The sequence below is a fragment of the Paenibacillus sp. FSL H7-0357 genome, from assembly GCF_000758525.1.
Lineage (GTDB): Bacteria > Bacillota > Bacilli > Paenibacillales > Paenibacillaceae > Paenibacillus_AQ.
The window spans coordinates 1,014,815-1,030,363 of record NZ_CP009241.1 but is presented as its reverse complement, the minus strand read 5'-3'; the positions used below and the strand labels follow the sequence as shown (position 1 = coordinate 1,030,363).

The 15,549-nt window shown below is 50.9% G+C and carries 15 protein-coding genes; 8 read left to right on the top strand and 7 right to left on the bottom strand.

Annotation, left to right across the window (positions count from 1 at the left end):
- Positions 1-6: 6 nt before the first annotated feature.
- From H70357_RS04580 to H70357_RS04570, 3 genes are read right to left on the bottom strand one after another with little or no spacing between them, the layout of a single operon-like run.
- Positions 7-357 (bottom strand): DUF1648 domain-containing protein, encoded by a 351-nt coding sequence (locus H70357_RS04580; protein WP_038586275.1) that lies wholly within the window; start codon positions 355-357, stop codon positions 7-9.
- Positions 358-406: 49 nt separating this feature from the next.
- Positions 407-736 (bottom strand): nucleoside triphosphate pyrophosphohydrolase, encoded by a 330-nt coding sequence (locus H70357_RS04575; protein ID WP_038586272.1) that lies wholly within the window; start codon positions 734-736, stop codon positions 407-409.
- A 44-nt stretch (positions 737-780) separates the two neighbouring features.
- A complete protein-coding gene (locus H70357_RS04570) occupies positions 781-1,170 on the bottom strand; it encodes a (deoxy)nucleoside triphosphate pyrophosphohydrolase (RefSeq protein ID WP_038586269.1) in 390 nt (129 codons plus the stop codon).
- A 129-nt stretch (positions 1,171-1,299) separates the two neighbouring features.
- Here H70357_RS04570 and H70357_RS04565 point away from each other — a divergent pair, with 129 nt between their 5' ends.
- Entirely contained in the window at positions 1,300-3,438 is a 2,139-nt protein-coding gene (locus H70357_RS04565) for a peptidoglycan D,D-transpeptidase FtsI family protein (protein ID WP_038586266.1), read from the top strand.
- Positions 3,439-3,928: 490 nt separating this feature from the next.
- Here H70357_RS04565 and H70357_RS04555 read toward each other — a convergent pair whose 3' ends face one another.
- Complete coding sequence (locus H70357_RS04555) at positions 3,929-4,663, bottom strand: YceI family protein (protein WP_038586261.1); 735 nt, start codon at positions 4,661-4,663, stop codon at positions 3,929-3,931.
- Between the two features lie 190 nt (positions 4,664-4,853).
- Here H70357_RS04555 and H70357_RS04550 point away from each other — a divergent pair, with 190 nt between their 5' ends.
- From H70357_RS04550 to H70357_RS04540, 3 genes are all read left to right on the top strand, one after another.
- On the top strand, positions 4,854-5,534 hold the full coding sequence (locus H70357_RS04550; RefSeq protein WP_038586258.1) for a response regulator transcription factor: 681 nt from the start codon (positions 4,854-4,856) through the stop codon (positions 5,532-5,534).
- Positions 5,522-6,922: a sensor histidine kinase gene (locus tag H70357_RS04545; protein ID WP_038586256.1), complete on the top strand. Its 1,401-nt coding sequence runs from the start codon at positions 5,522-5,524 to the stop codon at positions 6,920-6,922. Before H70357_RS04550 ends, H70357_RS04545 begins: the two co-directional genes overlap by 13 nt.
- Positions 6,923-7,011: 89 nt before the next feature.
- On the top strand, positions 7,012-7,509 hold the full coding sequence (locus tag H70357_RS04540; protein ID WP_038586253.1) for a hypothetical protein: 498 nt from the start codon (positions 7,012-7,014) through the stop codon (positions 7,507-7,509).
- Positions 7,510-7,628: 119 nt separating this feature from the next.
- Here the strand turns inward: H70357_RS04540 and H70357_RS04535 are convergent, their stop codons facing one another.
- A complete protein-coding gene (locus tag H70357_RS04535; protein ID WP_052091818.1) occupies positions 7,629-8,552 on the bottom strand; it encodes a DUF6612 family protein in 924 nt (307 codons plus the stop codon).
- A 252-nt stretch (positions 8,553-8,804) separates the two neighbouring features.
- Here H70357_RS04535 and H70357_RS04530 point away from each other — a divergent pair, with 252 nt between their 5' ends.
- Entirely contained in the window at positions 8,805-10,262 is a 1,458-nt protein-coding gene (locus H70357_RS04530) for an amidase family protein (protein WP_038586250.1), read from the top strand.
- A 12-nt stretch (positions 10,263-10,274) separates the two neighbouring features.
- On the opposite strand, the gene H70357_RS04525 is transcribed toward H70357_RS04530, so the two are convergent.
- Both H70357_RS04525 and H70357_RS04520 read right to left on the bottom strand, forming a co-directional pair.
- On the bottom strand, positions 10,275-10,592 hold the full coding sequence (locus tag H70357_RS04525; RefSeq protein WP_081965684.1) for a YciI family protein: 318 nt from the start codon (positions 10,590-10,592) through the stop codon (positions 10,275-10,277).
- A 13-nt stretch (positions 10,593-10,605) separates the two neighbouring features.
- Positions 10,606-11,163: an SLOG family protein gene (locus H70357_RS04520; protein WP_038586247.1), complete on the bottom strand. Its 558-nt coding sequence runs from the start codon at positions 11,161-11,163 to the stop codon at positions 10,606-10,608.
- A gap of 258 nt (positions 11,164-11,421) precedes the next feature.
- On the opposite strand from H70357_RS04520, the gene H70357_RS04515 reads away from it, so the two are divergent.
- The 3 genes from H70357_RS04515 to H70357_RS04505 are packed head-to-tail and all read left to right on the top strand — an operon-like array spanning position 11,422 to position 15,401.
- Positions 11,422-13,086, top strand: a complete 1,665-nt coding sequence (locus H70357_RS04515) for a spore germination protein (protein WP_038586244.1) — start codon at positions 11,422-11,424, stop codon at positions 13,084-13,086.
- 25 nt (positions 13,087-13,111) lie between these two features.
- The gene (locus H70357_RS04510; RefSeq protein WP_038586241.1) at positions 13,112-14,215 is read left to right on the top strand and encodes a GerAB/ArcD/ProY family transporter; all 1,104 of its coding nucleotides are present in this window, start codon (positions 13,112-13,114) and stop codon (positions 14,213-14,215) included.
- Positions 14,208-15,401 (top strand): Ger(x)C family spore germination protein, encoded by a 1,194-nt coding sequence (locus tag H70357_RS04505; RefSeq protein WP_038586238.1) that lies wholly within the window; start codon positions 14,208-14,210, stop codon positions 15,399-15,401. Before H70357_RS04510 ends, H70357_RS04505 begins: the two co-directional genes overlap by 8 nt.
- Positions 15,402-15,549 lie beyond the last annotated feature (148 nt).

The window sequence follows — 15,549 nt, the reverse complement described above, 5'->3', positions numbered from 1 at the left end:
TGTCCCCTAGGCCATAGCAAGCAGCGCACATATACTAGTCACGGAGCACCCCACTGTCACAAGCAGCGTTGCCGCATTCCAGGTTCGGTGCACAACAGCGAGATTCTCAATGTAGCTGCGCATGAACACTTTTCGCAGCAGCCAATGTAGCAGCCGGATAAACACAAAACCGCACCAGCCGAACAAACTGATCAGCAGCACCTCGTAGCTCCCTTTGTCTACAAACCGGTCAACTACATCCCCATCATAGTGAATTGGCACAAAATCCGGCATCCGCGGGTAAAGGTAGATGTATAACACAATGGGTATAATTGCAGAAATAATACATAGCGTAAAAGTCACTTTCTTTTTGAACATGGGATGTACCTCCTCACCAAAAATCATGCGGCAACTCCCTCATTGTCCGCTAGTGTGCTTCCTCCAGCTGCAGCAGCAAAATCCGTTCCTTAAATGCTCCGCGGCGCTCCGCCTTCTCTGCACGAATGTTCTCCAGAACTTCACTGTCCGCTCCATGAGTTTGTGCCAAAGCGCGGATGACCTCCAGCATATCGGCCAGCTCCTCCAGTGCATGCTCATCGCTCGCGGCCTTGAAGTACTCCGCCGTTTCTTCGCGCAACTTCGCGCGCAAATATTCTATGTATTCTTCAGGTTCCAGTATTCGGGAAGTCAAGGTTCGCCCCTGAGAAGCTATCAGCCCCGGAATGCCATCACGCACAAGCTTCGGATATTCAGCCAAAATCAAACAGCTCCTTTAAGTTTATATATCGGCTCAGATCAGCATCAGCGGGACTCTTCCAGCAATCTTTCTACAAAAGGAACATCGGCCGGAGCAAAAACAAAACTCTCCAGTTCAGCAGGCAGCACCCAGCTGTACTCATCATGATCGCTGAGACTGATCTCCCCTTCCAGAAACTCCGCTTTCCAGGCAATCAGCAGGATCTGCACACTGCCATAGTTATGCTCATTGACCCCGTAAGCCCCGGTGGGACGTATGGTGATATTCAACTCCTCCATCAGCTCTCTTCGCAGACACTGCGGGACATCTTCGCCGGCCTCCAGCTTGCCGCCGGGGAATTCCCACAATCCGGCCTGCGATTTGCCCTGCCGCCTGCGGGCAATCAATATCTGCCCTTCTTTATTATGTATAATCGCCGCTGCTACTTCAATCATCGTTTTTCCTCCTATAGTTATCCGTTTTTAAACTAGATGGTATATTGTGGTACAATATGGTAAAGTCTGATTTTCATTCAATAATCTATCTGCAAACAGGATCAATTTAATCTGTAGGGGAGGCTGCATGTGAAGTCTATTTTCAAATCAAATTCTTTATCTGATGACCAAAAAACGAACCAGTCGCTTAGTCTGCGCATCAATGTGTTTTTCTTCAGCACGTTTATTATATTCTGCATTATTATTGTCCGTCTTGCCATTCTACAGTTTGTGGAGGGACCTACGCTCAAAGATGAGGAAACAAGCAGGGATACGAAAAGTGTGCCGCTTGCTTCAATCAGAGGGACTATTTATGCCCAAGCTGGAGAGAAACTGGCCTATTCGACGTCGGTGCAGACCTTATATTTTACTTTAACAAGAGAATATTCCGAAACCTCGACGGACAAGAAGACCAAAAAAACTGCCCGTACTCCAGAGGCCGTCGCCAAGGCCGGCCTTCTTGCAGCCGGTCTTGCAGCTGATTTCGCAACATATGGGGCCAAGGTACCCAAAGAGGAAGTACTGACCAAAGATAAAGTACTCTTAGCCATGGACCTGGATTCCAAAGTTTATTCCGGCTTTATGCTGCGTCCGATCAAACGCGGTCTGACGAATAAAGAAGTGGCCTACTTTATGGAGCACAAGGGCAAATACCCCAATCTCACGATAAGTGAAGAGGATGAACGTCATTATGACAAGGATACGGTAGCATCACAAACGGTTGGATATATCAAGCCTTTCAAAAATGCGGACATGGATATTTATAGAAACATCCTGGCGGCGATGAAAAATGAGGGAGACCCCGGTCTGGCTTACAGAGCTGATGAGTTCGTCGGGTACGACGGTCTTGAACTCCAGTATCAAAGAGAGCTGCGCGGGCGCAACGGATATCTGATGGTAGGCGTTAATGCACAGAACATAGCCGAAGGCATTGAGGAAGTGGTTCCACCCGTCAAAGGAAATGACCTGTGGACTACGATCAACAAAAACATTCAACTGAAGACAGAACAGGCTATCTTGGATCAGCTTGAATGGGTGCACAGAAATCCGGTACAGGGAAAGGTTCATCCCGACGCCAAGACCGGCTACGCTGTTGCCATGGAGGTCGATACCGGTAATATTGTAGCTATGGCCAGCATGGAGGACTATGACACCAATCTGTGGACCAAGGGTACCCTTCCGACATCGGTATGGAACGAACTGATGCTAAATTATCAGAACGGTACTATTACACCTATTTCTTCCGGGCGGTCCGGACACAACTTCGAATCGACAGTATTTCTAGGTTCTGTCATCAAACCGCTGACCGTATTGATCGGTCTGAACGAAGGATTTATTACAACAAACAGTACCTATACGGACAAAGGCAGCACGACCTTCGGCAGAGCAGGACACGAAACAACCGTGCGCAACGCCGGCGGTCATGCTTACGGATACTTTAGTTCCCCTGCCAAAGCAATTGAGAAATCCTCCAACGTATTTATGATCGATATGATCGGCAAAAAGCTTTATGAGAAATACCATGAAAAAGGTGTCAAGGTCTGGGATAAATATATGAGAGATTTTGGACTTGGTGAATTTCCGGATAGCGGACTGCCGGGAGAACACAAGGGCATCATCAATTATTTTAAAGAAGCTGAGGCTGGCAGCGCACAATCGGCGCTGGTATTCGCCTCCTTCGGACAGCAAGGGCGTTACACCGCCCTGCAGTTAGCACAATATGCTTCCACCTTGGCAAATCAGGGGGCACGGATCAAACCCCAGCTGGTCAGTAAAATCACAGATTCGGCGGGCAAAACCGTAAAGACGTTCGGGAGGGAAGTGCTGAACGAAGTGAAGTTCGACAAGTCCTACTGGCGGGAAGTTATTAAAGGAATGAATACTGACGTTAAGGCATTTGAGGGTTTCCCCTATGACTTTGCACGCAAAACTGGAACCTCCCAGCAGGAATACTACAGAAAAGTCAATGGAGTCAATACGAAGTTTACAGTGGACAACGGGGTATTTATTGCTTTTGCTCCACGTGAGAATCCAAAGCTGGCAGTAGCTGTAGTCATCCCCGAGGGAGGATTCGGCTCGAACAGTGCCGCACCGGTTGCCCGCAAAATTTTTGACGCGTACGATTGGGAATATGGCCTGGAGGGCACACCGAAGAAGAGCATTCCCCCTAAGGAAGATGCGGCTGACAAGACCACCGGCGATGGAGAAGCAGCGGAAGACGGGCATTAGTCAGAGCAGCCCGGCCTGATATCCGTAACGCGCAGGTCGGTCCGGGCCGTTAAGACCGATTCAAAGGTAGCAATACCTTTGATTGAGCGGTTTCCACGCAGAATGGCCAATTCAAAGGTAGTAATACCTTTGATTGAGCGGGATCCGCGCAGAATGGCCAATTCAAAGGTAGCAATACATTTGATTGAGCGGGATCCGCGTGGTTTCCAGCTTTTACGCCGCTCCGCTGGAGGGCTGCACGCCGGGTTCCAGCACTCGCCACTTCGGACGATGCAAATTTCCGGGATAGAATAAGTGACTCTCAAAGTTTGAGAACTTGTTCGTGCCCCTCCTCTTCTTAAAGCTAATTGTGTTTGAACCACAAACAAAGAGCAGGGTTTCTCCAATAACGGGAGAAACCCTGCTCTTTTCCTTTTACAGCCCTGCACTGAAGTGGACTTCCACTTATAAAAGCGATAGGCACAAACAGTCGTGATAGACTCTGTATATTCTATTTAGTAAGCGTAAGTTCCAGGCGTACTTCGAGATTGTTCTCCGTATCCAATACGATGGAATGTGGACTTACCATGCCGAAATCCTCAAATGTTACGGTTGTTGTTCCCGACAGCAGAAGCTGTCCTCCGCTGTATACGGCCTGTGACTGGAAAGTCACGTCCTTCTCAATCCCTTTGACCGTAAGTGTCCCTTGCATCTCTACGGGTACTGCGGTGCCTTCCGTCCATTCTGCCGGCAGTTCAGAGAACGACTTCACGGTGAAGGTCGACTGCGGGAACTTCGTTACCGCGAGGTAATCATCGCTTTTGACATGCTCATCTCTTTGAGTATTTTCGGAATCCAGCGCGCTCATCTCCAGAGTCCCTTCCCCGGTCATTGCGGCGGCATCCTCAAGATTCACATTCCAGGTTCCCTGCACCTTTTCGTTCACAAAATTCACTGTCTCTTTGGAGGTCGTCACCGACCAATAGACTTTGGAAGTGTCGGCAATACTCCAGGCACCGTTCAATTGTTCCGCTGTAACAGCAGCACCGGAAGCTGTTTCTCCACTCGCATTTGCATTTGCGTTCGCGGCAGCCGTGCCCGCACTATTCGTTCCCTGTTCCTGTGCAGGAATAACAGACTCGATTTCAACGTTATTGCCCAAGCTCTTGTTCAAGAAGGCAAAGGCCGTAACAGCTCCGATGATAACGACTCCTGTGGCAATCCAGACCCATGTTTTTTTGTTCATCCTTATTCCCTCCATCCATTTTCTATGCGCCCTGTTAGGCTTGTTTCCCATTCTAACAAAGCAATATGTCGGGAATAAGTCAAAGCACATGCCTGCACAATGTGGTAAACTTGTCGTAAATTTTAATTAAACTGCAGCCGCTGTCCGTATGGCAGTCAACCTGCCGGACATGTTCAAGGAGGCACTAGATATGAAGTCGATTCTAATTGTTGAAGATGAGGAAGCCATTGCCCGGGTGCTTAGTGCCTATCTCAAAAAAGCCGGCTTCCACGTAACCCGCGCCGCCGACGGACGCGCCGCGCTGGAAGCCTTTGAAGTTTCCCCTCCCGCACTGATCCTGCTCGACATTATGCTGCCGAACATGGACGGCTTCGAGCTGCTTGGCCTGATCCGCGAGAAGAGCAGCTGCCCTGTCATCATGCTGACAGCCCGGGACGGCATCAATGACCGGCTGGCCGGACTGGACGGCGGCGCCGACGATTATATGTCCAAGCCCTTTATCCCGGAAGAAGTAGTGGCCCGCGTAAATGCGGTGCTGCGCCGCCCTTCCCAGTGGTCTGACGGCAGCCGCAAACGCCATTTCGGCAGCCTGTTCATCGACTTTTCGGCACGCAGCCTCTTCCTGAACGGTGCCGAGGTCAACCTCAGCCCGCGCGACATGTCGGTGATGTTATTTTTGGCTGAACGCCCGAATCAAATTTGCACTAGAGAACAGCTGATTGAGCAGGTATGGGAAATGGACTATGAGGGCAGCGACCGTGCCGTAGATCTATCGATCAAAAGACTGCGCCAGGCACTCTCGCACTGGCCGGCGGATGAAGGGGAGATTCGCACGCTCAGAGGAACGGGGTATCAATTATGGACAACCTGAAGAAACGCACCTCCATCCTCTTCTATTGGACTGTCCGCTACCTGCTGATTATCAGCATCGGATTGCTGCTCACCGCACTCGTCACTTTCTGGTGGATTCAGCAGGAAGCGATGAACAACCGCATGCAGACCTCCGGTCTGCTGGCCCAGGAGATCGCCGACCGCAGTGTCGGCACGGACGGAAACATGAACATCAGTCCGACTCTGAGCAAGCTCGTTGAGGACCGCAAGCGCTTCTTCAAATTAACGGTGGAAATGTGTGTGATCATCACAGATAAAGAGGGACAGCTGCTGTTCTCTGAGCCGCCGCTCAGCGAGGAAGCGATGCGGCATAAGCTCAATGATACGTTAAACGATTCCCGCAGCCCGGAGTTCAAGGCTGCTGTCGCCCAAATCCAAGGAGACGGCGAAGCGCTGGGGCAGGTCATTGTCCTGCAGTCCAAACGTTCCCTGCGCCATATCCCGAAGGAAGAGATTACCTTCTTCTTGATTCTCGTCGTCTTTCTGATCATCTTAAGCTGGCTGACCATCTATCTCCTCTCCAGCAAGCTGGCCAAACCGATCCAGAAAGTGGCTGCCGCCGCTGCACAAATCAGCGGCGGCCAGTATAACATTGTTCTGGAGACAGGGGCAAAGGAACGTGAGATTCACGAGCTGCTGATGTCCTTTCAGGAGATGGCGGGAAAACTGCAGCAATTCGAGCAGTCGCGCGCAGTCATGCTGGCCGGAGTCTCACATGAGCTGAAGACACCGGTCACTTCGATCAAAGGGCTGGTCCATGCCGTCCGTGAAGGTGTGGTTGAAGGGGAGGAAGCCGGAGAATTTCTTGATATCGCTTTGCTGGAAGCAAGCCGATTGCAGCGTATGGTCGCTGACCTGCTCGACTACAACGCCCTGACTGCCGGTATTGTCGCCGTCCGCCACGACAGGCTGGATGCAGTTCCACTGCTCGAGGAAATCATCTATCAATGGAAGCTGACACAAAGCGCAGATGTCAACGAACCTCTGCTGCACATGCCGGAGAAATCCCTGTTCCTGCGGGGTGATCCGCTGCGCATCCAGCAGATTATCGTCAATTTATTGAATAACAGCGTGCAGGCCAAGAAACCGGGAAGCAGCCTCCAGCTCACCATCAGCCTTCTATTGGCTCCAGCCGGACACGCCGAGATTACTGTGGCGGACAATGGAACAGGGATTACGCCGGATAATAGAGACAAGGTCTTCGAAGCCTTCTTCCGCAGCAACGACAAGCAAAGCACACTGCGCGGACTGGGCCTCGGTCTGACCTTCAGCCGTCTGCTCGCCGAAGCGATGGGCGGAACACTGGTGCTGGGCAGTAGCCAGGAACAAGGCTGCCGCTTCGTGCTGACACTGCCGCTGGTGCCCTGACACCCTGACACGAGCTTGTGCAAGAAGTAGTCCGGCGCTCCTCCACATGGTATAATCACTTACAATAAACCGTGAACCGGAGGCTGTATATGCTTACTTTTGAACAAAAATTAGCTATTCTTGATTCCTACCCCCAGCTTGAACGACGCAATGTATCGCTTGGGCGGGTGAATTATCACTACGAGCAGAGCCGCCATGAGAAGAAAACTGTCGCTTCCCACCTGCATCCTAACGGTAATGGCTACGTGTTCGCCGGGCTCCTGCGGGGCTACGAAAGTGATGACAAAGGTCTTGTGAATATCCGCGACTATTCGGAGTCCGAGCTGCGCGAGCTGCTGGATGCGTCGATCACTTCTTTGTCCATATATATCCCGGAAGTCCCTGCACAGGGCAAAAAGAAAAAGAAAACTGCCACAGTTGCCGATACCCTTTGGGTTAATGGAGACGGACATACCTTAAGCCTGAAGCTGGAGGAAGATCTCTGGTACCTCTACGCCGGGCTTCAGCTCGAGATGGCCTTCGAGACAATCCAGGAAGCTGAAGAGTATCTGGCGGAAGAAGGTTTTGTCCCTGTCCCGGCGGAATAGACATATATTCGCCCCTATTTAATCAAAATAAAGCAAAGCCCGGAAAGGTCCTTATGACCTTTGCCGGGCTTTGTTTTGTCTTGCGATTGTTATTATTTACTCTGTTGCAGCCGTGGTTGTTACTTTGATGCTGCTGTTGCTGAAGGCGTCTGTATTTCCTTTGCCTGCAAAGCTTCCTTCGGGACCTCGATCGCCTTGATTTCATTATGCTGCCCGATCTCATTTTTCATCTTCATATCTATGCTGATTTTCTGGCTGTCGGTGGTCATATCCATGACCATATCCACATCCGTGCGGGTGGGCAGGTATGTTTTTTGATTAACTCCATAGACGATTGTCATACTCTTAATGTCCATCTGATCCATCAAAGCCGTCATTTGCGGGTCCGCGCTGCCGCTCTGGTTCATATAGCTTTTCGCAAGTTCCTTCACATTGTCCCCTGATACCTCAGCGGTTAGAACGTAATCCTCACCATCCTCGGTGACCTTCGTAAATTCTGTGATGGACTTAAATTGTTCCAGCTGCTTCTCCGGACTGGCCGATTGCTGCATAGCAGACATTACTTGCTCAGTCATTTCAGCAGGCATTTTTATCCACTGTCCATTGACCAAGCTAAAAGAACCGGCATCAGTAATGTACTGCTCCATCTTTTGCTCTCCCTGCCCCGCCAGATTTATCTGGATCACCTGATGCATTTGCAGCGGGTCCTTCATATATTCTGATTTCATGGTCATTTCAACGTTTTGATCCTGGGTCGTCTCCCCTTGGGTCATGCTCATCTTCTGTGAAATCTGCGATTCCATCGCAAAGCTCTTCAGTTCCTGGCTTGCATCTGCCGTCTTCTGAATAAGCTCTTCTACAGTGGGAGTCCCCTCATTTGCAGTTTGCTCCGCAGCCGCCTTCTCTGTTGCTTCCGGTGCCGGAGCAGCAGTGGCGGATGCTTCGGCAGCATTCGTTGATTTTTCGGCAGCCTCATTGTTGCCACAGGCCGACAGGCTGACTGCCAGCGTTACTCCTAGTACGAATGTTGTCCATTTTCTCAAGATGTTGTCCTCCTAAATTTTTGTGCGCGTTACCTCACTGAATTGGCTTCGACAAAACTCGCTTCGAAAGCATACGCTAAAGTTTGGTTAGCATTCATTACCCAACATCTGGAACTCTCTAATCACCCTATCAAAAACAACCCGAAATCCGCATGCCCCGGGAGTCGTAAAAAGAACGCTGTCAAGACACGGCAAACTATGGTTAGATGAAGGAGAACGACAAACCAAAGAGAGAAAGAAGCGTGAACCTGTATGAGTTTTGAAATCGTAGAGGCTACAATAACGGAGATTCAAACTGCGCTTGCTGCCGGAGAGATCACTTCGAAGCAGCTGGTGCTCATGTATCTTGAACGCATTGCCGACCATGACAAAAATGGCCTGACGATCAACTCCGTGCTGGAGATCAATCCGGATGCACTGTTCATCGCAGAATCTCTGGATGTAGAACGTTCGCAGCAGGGTCCCCGGGGGCCGATGCACGGCATACCGGTCTTACTGAAGGACAATATCAATACAGGGGATAAAATGCATACCAGTGCGGGATCGCTGGCTTTGGCGGATTCTTTTGCCGGGGAGGATGCCTATATCGTTACTAAACTGCGGGAAGCCGGGGCTGTTATTCTGGGAAAAGCCAACATGACCGAATTCGCCAATTTCATGACGAACGGCATGCCTTCGGGCTACAGCTCCCGGGGCGGACAGGTACTGAACCCTTATAACATATCCACACCGACAGGCGGCTCCAGCGCCGGTTCTGCGGTTGCGGTAGCCTGCAGCTTCTGCACAGTGTCCGTAGGAACGGAGACCTCCGGCTCCATCCTCAACCCCGGTAATCTCGGCTCGATCATCGGGATTAAGCCGACCGTAGGCATGATCAGCCGCTCGGGCATCCTCCCGCTGTCCAATACACAGGATACTGCAGGACCTATGGCAAGAACCGTCCGCGATGCCGTACTGCTGCTGAATGCAATGCTCGGGAAGGATAGCGGCGATGCCGCCATGGGAACAAGCGCAGGCAGACTGCATGAAGATTATACTGCCTTCCTCGACCCAAACGGGCTGCAGGGGGCACGCATTGGGATTCCGCGGGATTATTATTTCGAAGAATTAACGGAAGAGCAGCTGGCATTGTTCAACGCTTCCGTGGAGAGAATGCGTGAGCTTGGAGCGACAATTATCGACCCGGCTGAGATTAAGACCGCACGCGAGATCAAATATTCCTCCGTTGTGCTGAATGAATTCAAAACCTCCATCAATGCCTATCTAGCCCGCCTGGGTCCAGGCGTTCCGATGCGCACGCTGAAGAACATTATCGACTTCAATCATGCCCATCCGGTCGAGACGCTAAGGTTCGGGCAAGCCACGCTGATTGATGCTGAATACACCTCTTCCGGCACCTTGACGGAACCGCAATACCTGCGCGACCGCGCCACTGACCTTAAGCTCTGCAAGGAACAGGGCATCGACGCTACCATGAGCGAGCACCGGCTGGATGCTCTGCTGTTCCCGGCCGACTTCGGTGCGCGGATTACCTCAAGAGCGGGATATCCGTCCATCGTCGTGCCTTCCGGCTATACCTCGGCCGGCGCCCCCTTCGGCGTTACCTTCTCGGCGCAGGCCTACCAGGAGCCTATGCTGATCAAGCTGGCTTATGCGTACGAGCAGAATTACAAGATCCGTAAAGCGCCTTCGCTGCGCAGCTTTATCTAACCGGCACTTTCGTTAATCCGCAGCTATGCCCATATGCTTGTTGCCTTCATGCGACAGGTCCCAGGTGCGCAGCTCGTAGCTGCGGACGCCCGAGAGGATGTAAGGGTCACGTTCGGCAATGGCCACTGCTTCTTCGCGCGATTCCGCGCGGATAATGACCATCCCGCCAGGAGCATCGCTGAACGGACCGCACATCACGAGCTGCCCGCTGCGTTCCAGCTCCTGCAGATGGCGCACATGCCCCCGTATAATTTCCATATCCCTGCGGTCCTGTTCGGTCGGGCTTAACAGAATGACATAACAAATATCCTCTTCATAAACAGAATTCATTGGCATTGCCTCCTCATTCATATTCACGTTGATTTTCTTCATCTGCGATATTCTGGATTTCCTCGGCATGCATCAGGAACAGGCCATAATCCCCCTCCGCATGCAGCTTCAATGCCCGCTCCTTAAAATACTTCGGGCTTCCTTCGGCAGCGTCCTCATCATAGAAGAGCAGAATGCTGTCGCTTTTGCGGAACAGCAGATCATCCCTGGCCCGGAATTGCCAGCTTCCGTCATAAGGAGCATTGCTTACAGCCCCGTAGTAATCCGCTCCGGCAATGATCCGCCGGTATTCATTTTGCTTCTCCTCCTTCCATTTCTCTTCCGGTGCGGCATGGGCTGTAATAATGCCCAGCTTCAGTCCGGGATACTGCACTTTCAGCTCAAGCACCACCTCACATGCCCAAAGATCCACTCCGTATTGTCCGGGCGTAATGATCCATTCCAGCCCCTCTTCAATGAGGGGAATCAACCTGCCTGCAAGTGCTTTTTTGATATAGGGAATGCCTTGATGTTTGCTGTCAAAAATACCGAGCTCATGCGCACGGTACCCTGTTACCAGTAAGGTTTTCATCTGCTGCCTCTTTCCTGAACGGGTAATCTTGATGCTCCTCTTTATTATGCATTATACAACATTCCCCACCGCTAATTCCTTCCCGGAAATGTACTGGCAGACAGCTAATTAAATATTCCTGAGGACATGGATGTGCTCCTGAAATCAGACGCATCCGTTTTTGTTGAATTATATTTTTACAGAAATGACTAAACCGCAGCAAACTTTGGAAAACTTCATTTACAAAGTTGTTTACTCTTAAAGCTGGGGTTGATTTTATTGCTCGCATCGATCTTATCCTATATCCCGGGCTGGGGAGTTTTTTATCAGGCTGGAATTGCTCTGCTGGTCCCCATAATTGCCAGCCGTCTATACAAAACCTTGCATTCCTATGTAGGCAGCGGAAGAGGACCACAGGCCTCAGGCAACGGGAAAGTGTCTAACCGCAGAGCACAATCAGATACCGCCCTGCCGCAGACCGCCCCTCCCGCAGCGGCCTTCAGCGGAAATTTCGCCGCCGACCTTCACTTCATTAAGGAGGCTATCGGCGGAAACAGTGATCTCCACTTCAGGGAGTTCACGCTAACGAAGCTGCAGGCAAAAGGAGTGCTTATGTATGTGGACGGCATGCAGAACGACAGGCTGCTTAATTTGAAGATGATGCAGTTTCTAATGTTTGAGGCCACCGCCGAATCCTTGTCCGCCTCCGGCATCGCCGAACATCTGCTGCCCTTCAGCAATTTGCGCGAAGCCAGTAATCTGGAAGAACTCAACAAATCCGTCCTGTTCGGACATGCCGCTCTGCTGATTGAAGGAATGCCGAAGGGATTGCTGATCCAACTTCCGGGAGGCCCGAACCGTGCGATAGCAGAACCTGTCTCAGAAGCACTGCTGCGCGGACCACGACTCGGCTTCTCCGAGGTGCTGAGCGAGAATACCTCCATGCTGCGCCGCCAGGGGTTCAGTGACCAGCTTGAATTGAAGACGTACCGGGCCGGCAGCAGCGTGCAAAAGGATTTGGTGGTTGCCTACATCAAGGATATTGTCAATCCGGAGCTGCTGGAGGAAGTACAGACCCGTATTTCCAAAATAGACATCGACTTTCTCGCTGAATCGGGGTATATCGAGCAGTTGATTGAAGACAACTACCTAAGTCCTTTCCAGCAGGTCCAGAGTACCGAGCGACCTGACAGAGTTATAACTGCCCTGCTGGAAGGCCGCATCGCCATTCTTCTGGACGGGACGCCTTTCGCGCTGATTGTGCCGGTTACATTCAGTATGCTGCTGCAATCTCCGGAGGACTATTATGACCGGTGGCTGCCGGGATCATTTCTGCGGATGCTGCGTTTCTCCGCCGCATTTATGGCACTCATGGCTCCATCCCTTTACATTTCCTTCATTTCATTTCATCCGGGGCTTATTCCTACGGAGCTGGCGATCACGATTATCAAGACCCGGCAAGGTGTGCCCTTCCCTTCACTGATCGAGGTGCTGATTTTGGAGATATCGATTGAAATTTTACGGGAGGCCGGGATCAGGCTGCCCAAACCCATCGGCCCGGCGATGGGCATCGTCGGCGGCCTGATTATTGGCGATGCAGCTGTGAATGCAGGGATTGTCAGCCCATTCCTGGTCATTGTCGTTGCGGTCACTGCCATATCCTCTTTCTCTATTCCGATGTACAGCGCCGGGATTACCTTACGGCTTCTCCGTTTTGCCGGAATGATATTTGCCGCCATTCTCGGCATGTTCGGCACGATCCTGTTTTTCCTGCTCATCTGCAGCCATCTTACCAGGCTTAAGAGCTTCGGAGTGCCCTACCTGACGCCGGTATCGCCGTTTCGCCCAAGAGATTGGAAGGATTTATTCTTCCGTGTGCCGCTCGCAATGATGAAACGCAGACCTGCCATGATGAAAACAAAAAACAGCAAACGGAGGTCATGATCACATTTAAGAAGGGGGCCGTACAATGTTTACTCGTTCAGACGATAAAATCACCGCTTCACAGGCTGCTGTGTTCCTGAACAATACCGTGCTTGGCGCCGGGATCCTTACGCTGCCGCGAAGTGTGAGTCAAAGTGTGAAGACACCGGATTCCTGGCTGTCCGTGCTGCTGGGTGGTGTGATTGTTATGGCGGTAATTGTACTGATGGTGAAGATCAGCCAGCAGTTTCCCGGAAAAACGATTTTTCAATATGCCGGAAAGATCATTGGCCGGGTTCCTGGAGGTATTCTATGTCTGCTTCTGATTATCTATTTCTTAATCATCGGAGGGTTTGAAATCCGCTCGCTCGCGGAGGTAACACTGTTTTTCCTGCTGGAAGGCACCCCGACATGGGCGATCATCCTTCCCTTTATCTGGGTCGGCACCTATCTCGTGTACGGCGGCATTAATTCCATTTCCAGAGTCTTTCAAATCGTGTTTCCGATCAGCATCATGATTCTGCTCATTTCTTACGCTTTCAGCCTCAATCTTTTTGATATTAATCATTTGCGCCCGGTCCTCGGCAGCGGGATTCTTCCCGTGCTCAGCGGCCTGAAGTCAACAGTGCTTGTCTTTACAGGCTGTGAAGTCGTCATGACACTTGTGGCGTTCATGCAGAATCCCCGGCAGGCGCTAAAAGCGATGCTGGTGGGAATCGGCATCCCGCTATTCTTGTATCTTCTGACGGTAGTTATGGTCATCGGAGGCCTCTCGATAGATTCTGCTATTACAAGCACCTGGCCCACCATTGATCTCATTCGAAGCTTTGAAATCACGGGATTTTTCTTCGAACGCATGGAATTTCCGCTCATGGTGATCTGGCTGATGCAAATGTTCTGCAACTTCAGCAGCTTCTTCTTTCAGGCCTCTCTGGGCATCTCCCAAATCTTCCGGGTTTCCATGCATCCGGTTATTTTCGCGCTTGTTCCGGTCATTTTCATTTCCGCTATGGTGCCTAAGTCTATTAATGATCTGTTTACCCTTGGCGATGCTATCGGCAAAATGGGAATCGTACTGTTCTTTTTGCTGCCGGTACTACTCTCGGTCATTTGGCTTATTCGCACGAAAGGATTGAAGCAGCATGTGTAAGCGGACTCTTCCCCTCATCCTCTGCACGCTCCTGCTTCTGGTTACGCAGACAGGATGCTGGAGCAGCAGAGAAATTGAAGACCTGGCGCTGTATTCAGGCCTTTCCTTGGACACGGGCAAGCTCACTCCCACAGAACAAACGCTGGAGGAGCAAGGCGGCACCTATTCCAAGCAGAACTTGATTACAGTAACGTTACAGATTGTTCCGGTGAAATCGACAGGTACAATGGCAAAACAGGCGAGCCAGCAGACCGCCCCCTATGTCAATCTATCGGGAACCGGCGACTCCGTGCTTGAGATTTTCCGCCAATTCTCCATTCGCAACGAACGTCCGATCATCGGGCACCATCTCAAGGTCATTATAGTATCAACTGATCTGCTCAAGCGGCAGAAGATGGATCAACTTATGGACTTTGTGCTCCGCGACAACGATATCCGTCCGAGTACAATGGTTTTTATCAGTGAAGGCCGCGCAGATGCCTCGCTCATCTCCAAGCGATCCGGTGAAATCCCTTCCTTTCACATCAAAGAAATGATCAGCAATCAATTCAGGACAAGCAAGGTGATGCATCCGGTCATTCTGTCACAACTGGATGCACTCATGCACTCCAAAAGGAGTTATGCGCTGCAGAACCTCATTTCAGCGGATGGCGATACGGAGTTTTCGGGTGCTGGAATTATTAAAGGGGATACAGGACACTGGATCGGTGCCTTATCACAGGAGGATACGGAGTGCCTCTCCTGGCTCACTAATAAGGGCACAAGCGGTGCGATCAAAGCCTATGATTGGGACAACGAGCCAATGACCTACGAAATGAAGGCAATGAAGAGCAAAATCAAAGCCATGGTAGACGGGGACGACATTTCATTTGAAGTCTCTATTCGTACCGAGGGTCGACTGATAGAAACCTGGAACAATGACAGTTATTCTACTTCAGCTGTGTATTCGGAAAAAGTCGGCCGCGTATTTCAGGAGAAGCTGGCGCAGATGATGCAAAAGCTGATACAGAAGCTGCAAAGTGATTATAAAGCGGATGTCGCCGGCTTCGGCGAGATGCTCAGCATCCAACATCCTGCGGAATGGAAAAAGGTTAAGGATCATTGGGACGATACATTCAGCAAGTCGAAGATAAGTTTCAAATATGACTTGAAAATAACGGACTTCGGTTCTTTTACTGAAGAGTAAACATGGAGTTTCAATATGCTGACCCGAGCCACGCAAAGGCAAAAACAGCAGAGCAGCGATTCTCCCGTAAGGGGTGAACTGCTGCTCTGCTGTTTTTTACAGTGTGAAAATAACCAGGACTGCCTCATGAATAGAAATATCCACTTTG

Coding starts and splice junctions, on each gene's coding strand:
- H70357_RS04580 (WP_038586275.1), bottom strand. CDS start 357: ATGTTCAAAAAGAAAGTGACTTTTACGCTATGTATTATTTCTGCAATT.
- H70357_RS04505 (WP_038586238.1), top strand. CDS start 14,208: ATGTGTAAGCGGACTCTTCCCCTCATCCTCTGCACGCTCCTGCTTCTG.
- H70357_RS04570 (WP_038586269.1), bottom strand. CDS start 1,170: ATGATTGAAGTAGCAGCGGCGATTATACATAATAAAGAAGGGCAGATA.
- H70357_RS04555 (WP_038586261.1), bottom strand. CDS start 4,663: ATGAACAAAAAAACATGGGTCTGGATTGCCACAGGAGTCGTTATCATC.
- H70357_RS04545 (WP_038586256.1), top strand. CDS start 5,522: ATGGACAACCTGAAGAAACGCACCTCCATCCTCTTCTATTGGACTGTC.
- H70357_RS04550 (WP_038586258.1), top strand. CDS start 4,854: ATGAAGTCGATTCTAATTGTTGAAGATGAGGAAGCCATTGCCCGGGTG.
- H70357_RS04510 (WP_038586241.1), top strand. CDS start 13,112: ATGTTTACTCGTTCAGACGATAAAATCACCGCTTCACAGGCTGCTGTG.
- H70357_RS04530 (WP_038586250.1), top strand. CDS start 8,805: ATGAGTTTTGAAATCGTAGAGGCTACAATAACGGAGATTCAAACTGCG.
- H70357_RS04540 (WP_038586253.1), top strand. CDS start 7,012: ATGCTTACTTTTGAACAAAAATTAGCTATTCTTGATTCCTACCCCCAG.
- H70357_RS04520 (WP_038586247.1), bottom strand. CDS start 11,163: ATGAAAACCTTACTGGTAACAGGGTACCGTGCGCATGAGCTCGGTATT.
- H70357_RS04525 (WP_081965684.1), bottom strand. CDS start 10,592: ATGAATTCTGTTTATGAAGAGGATATTTGTTATGTCATTCTGTTAAGC.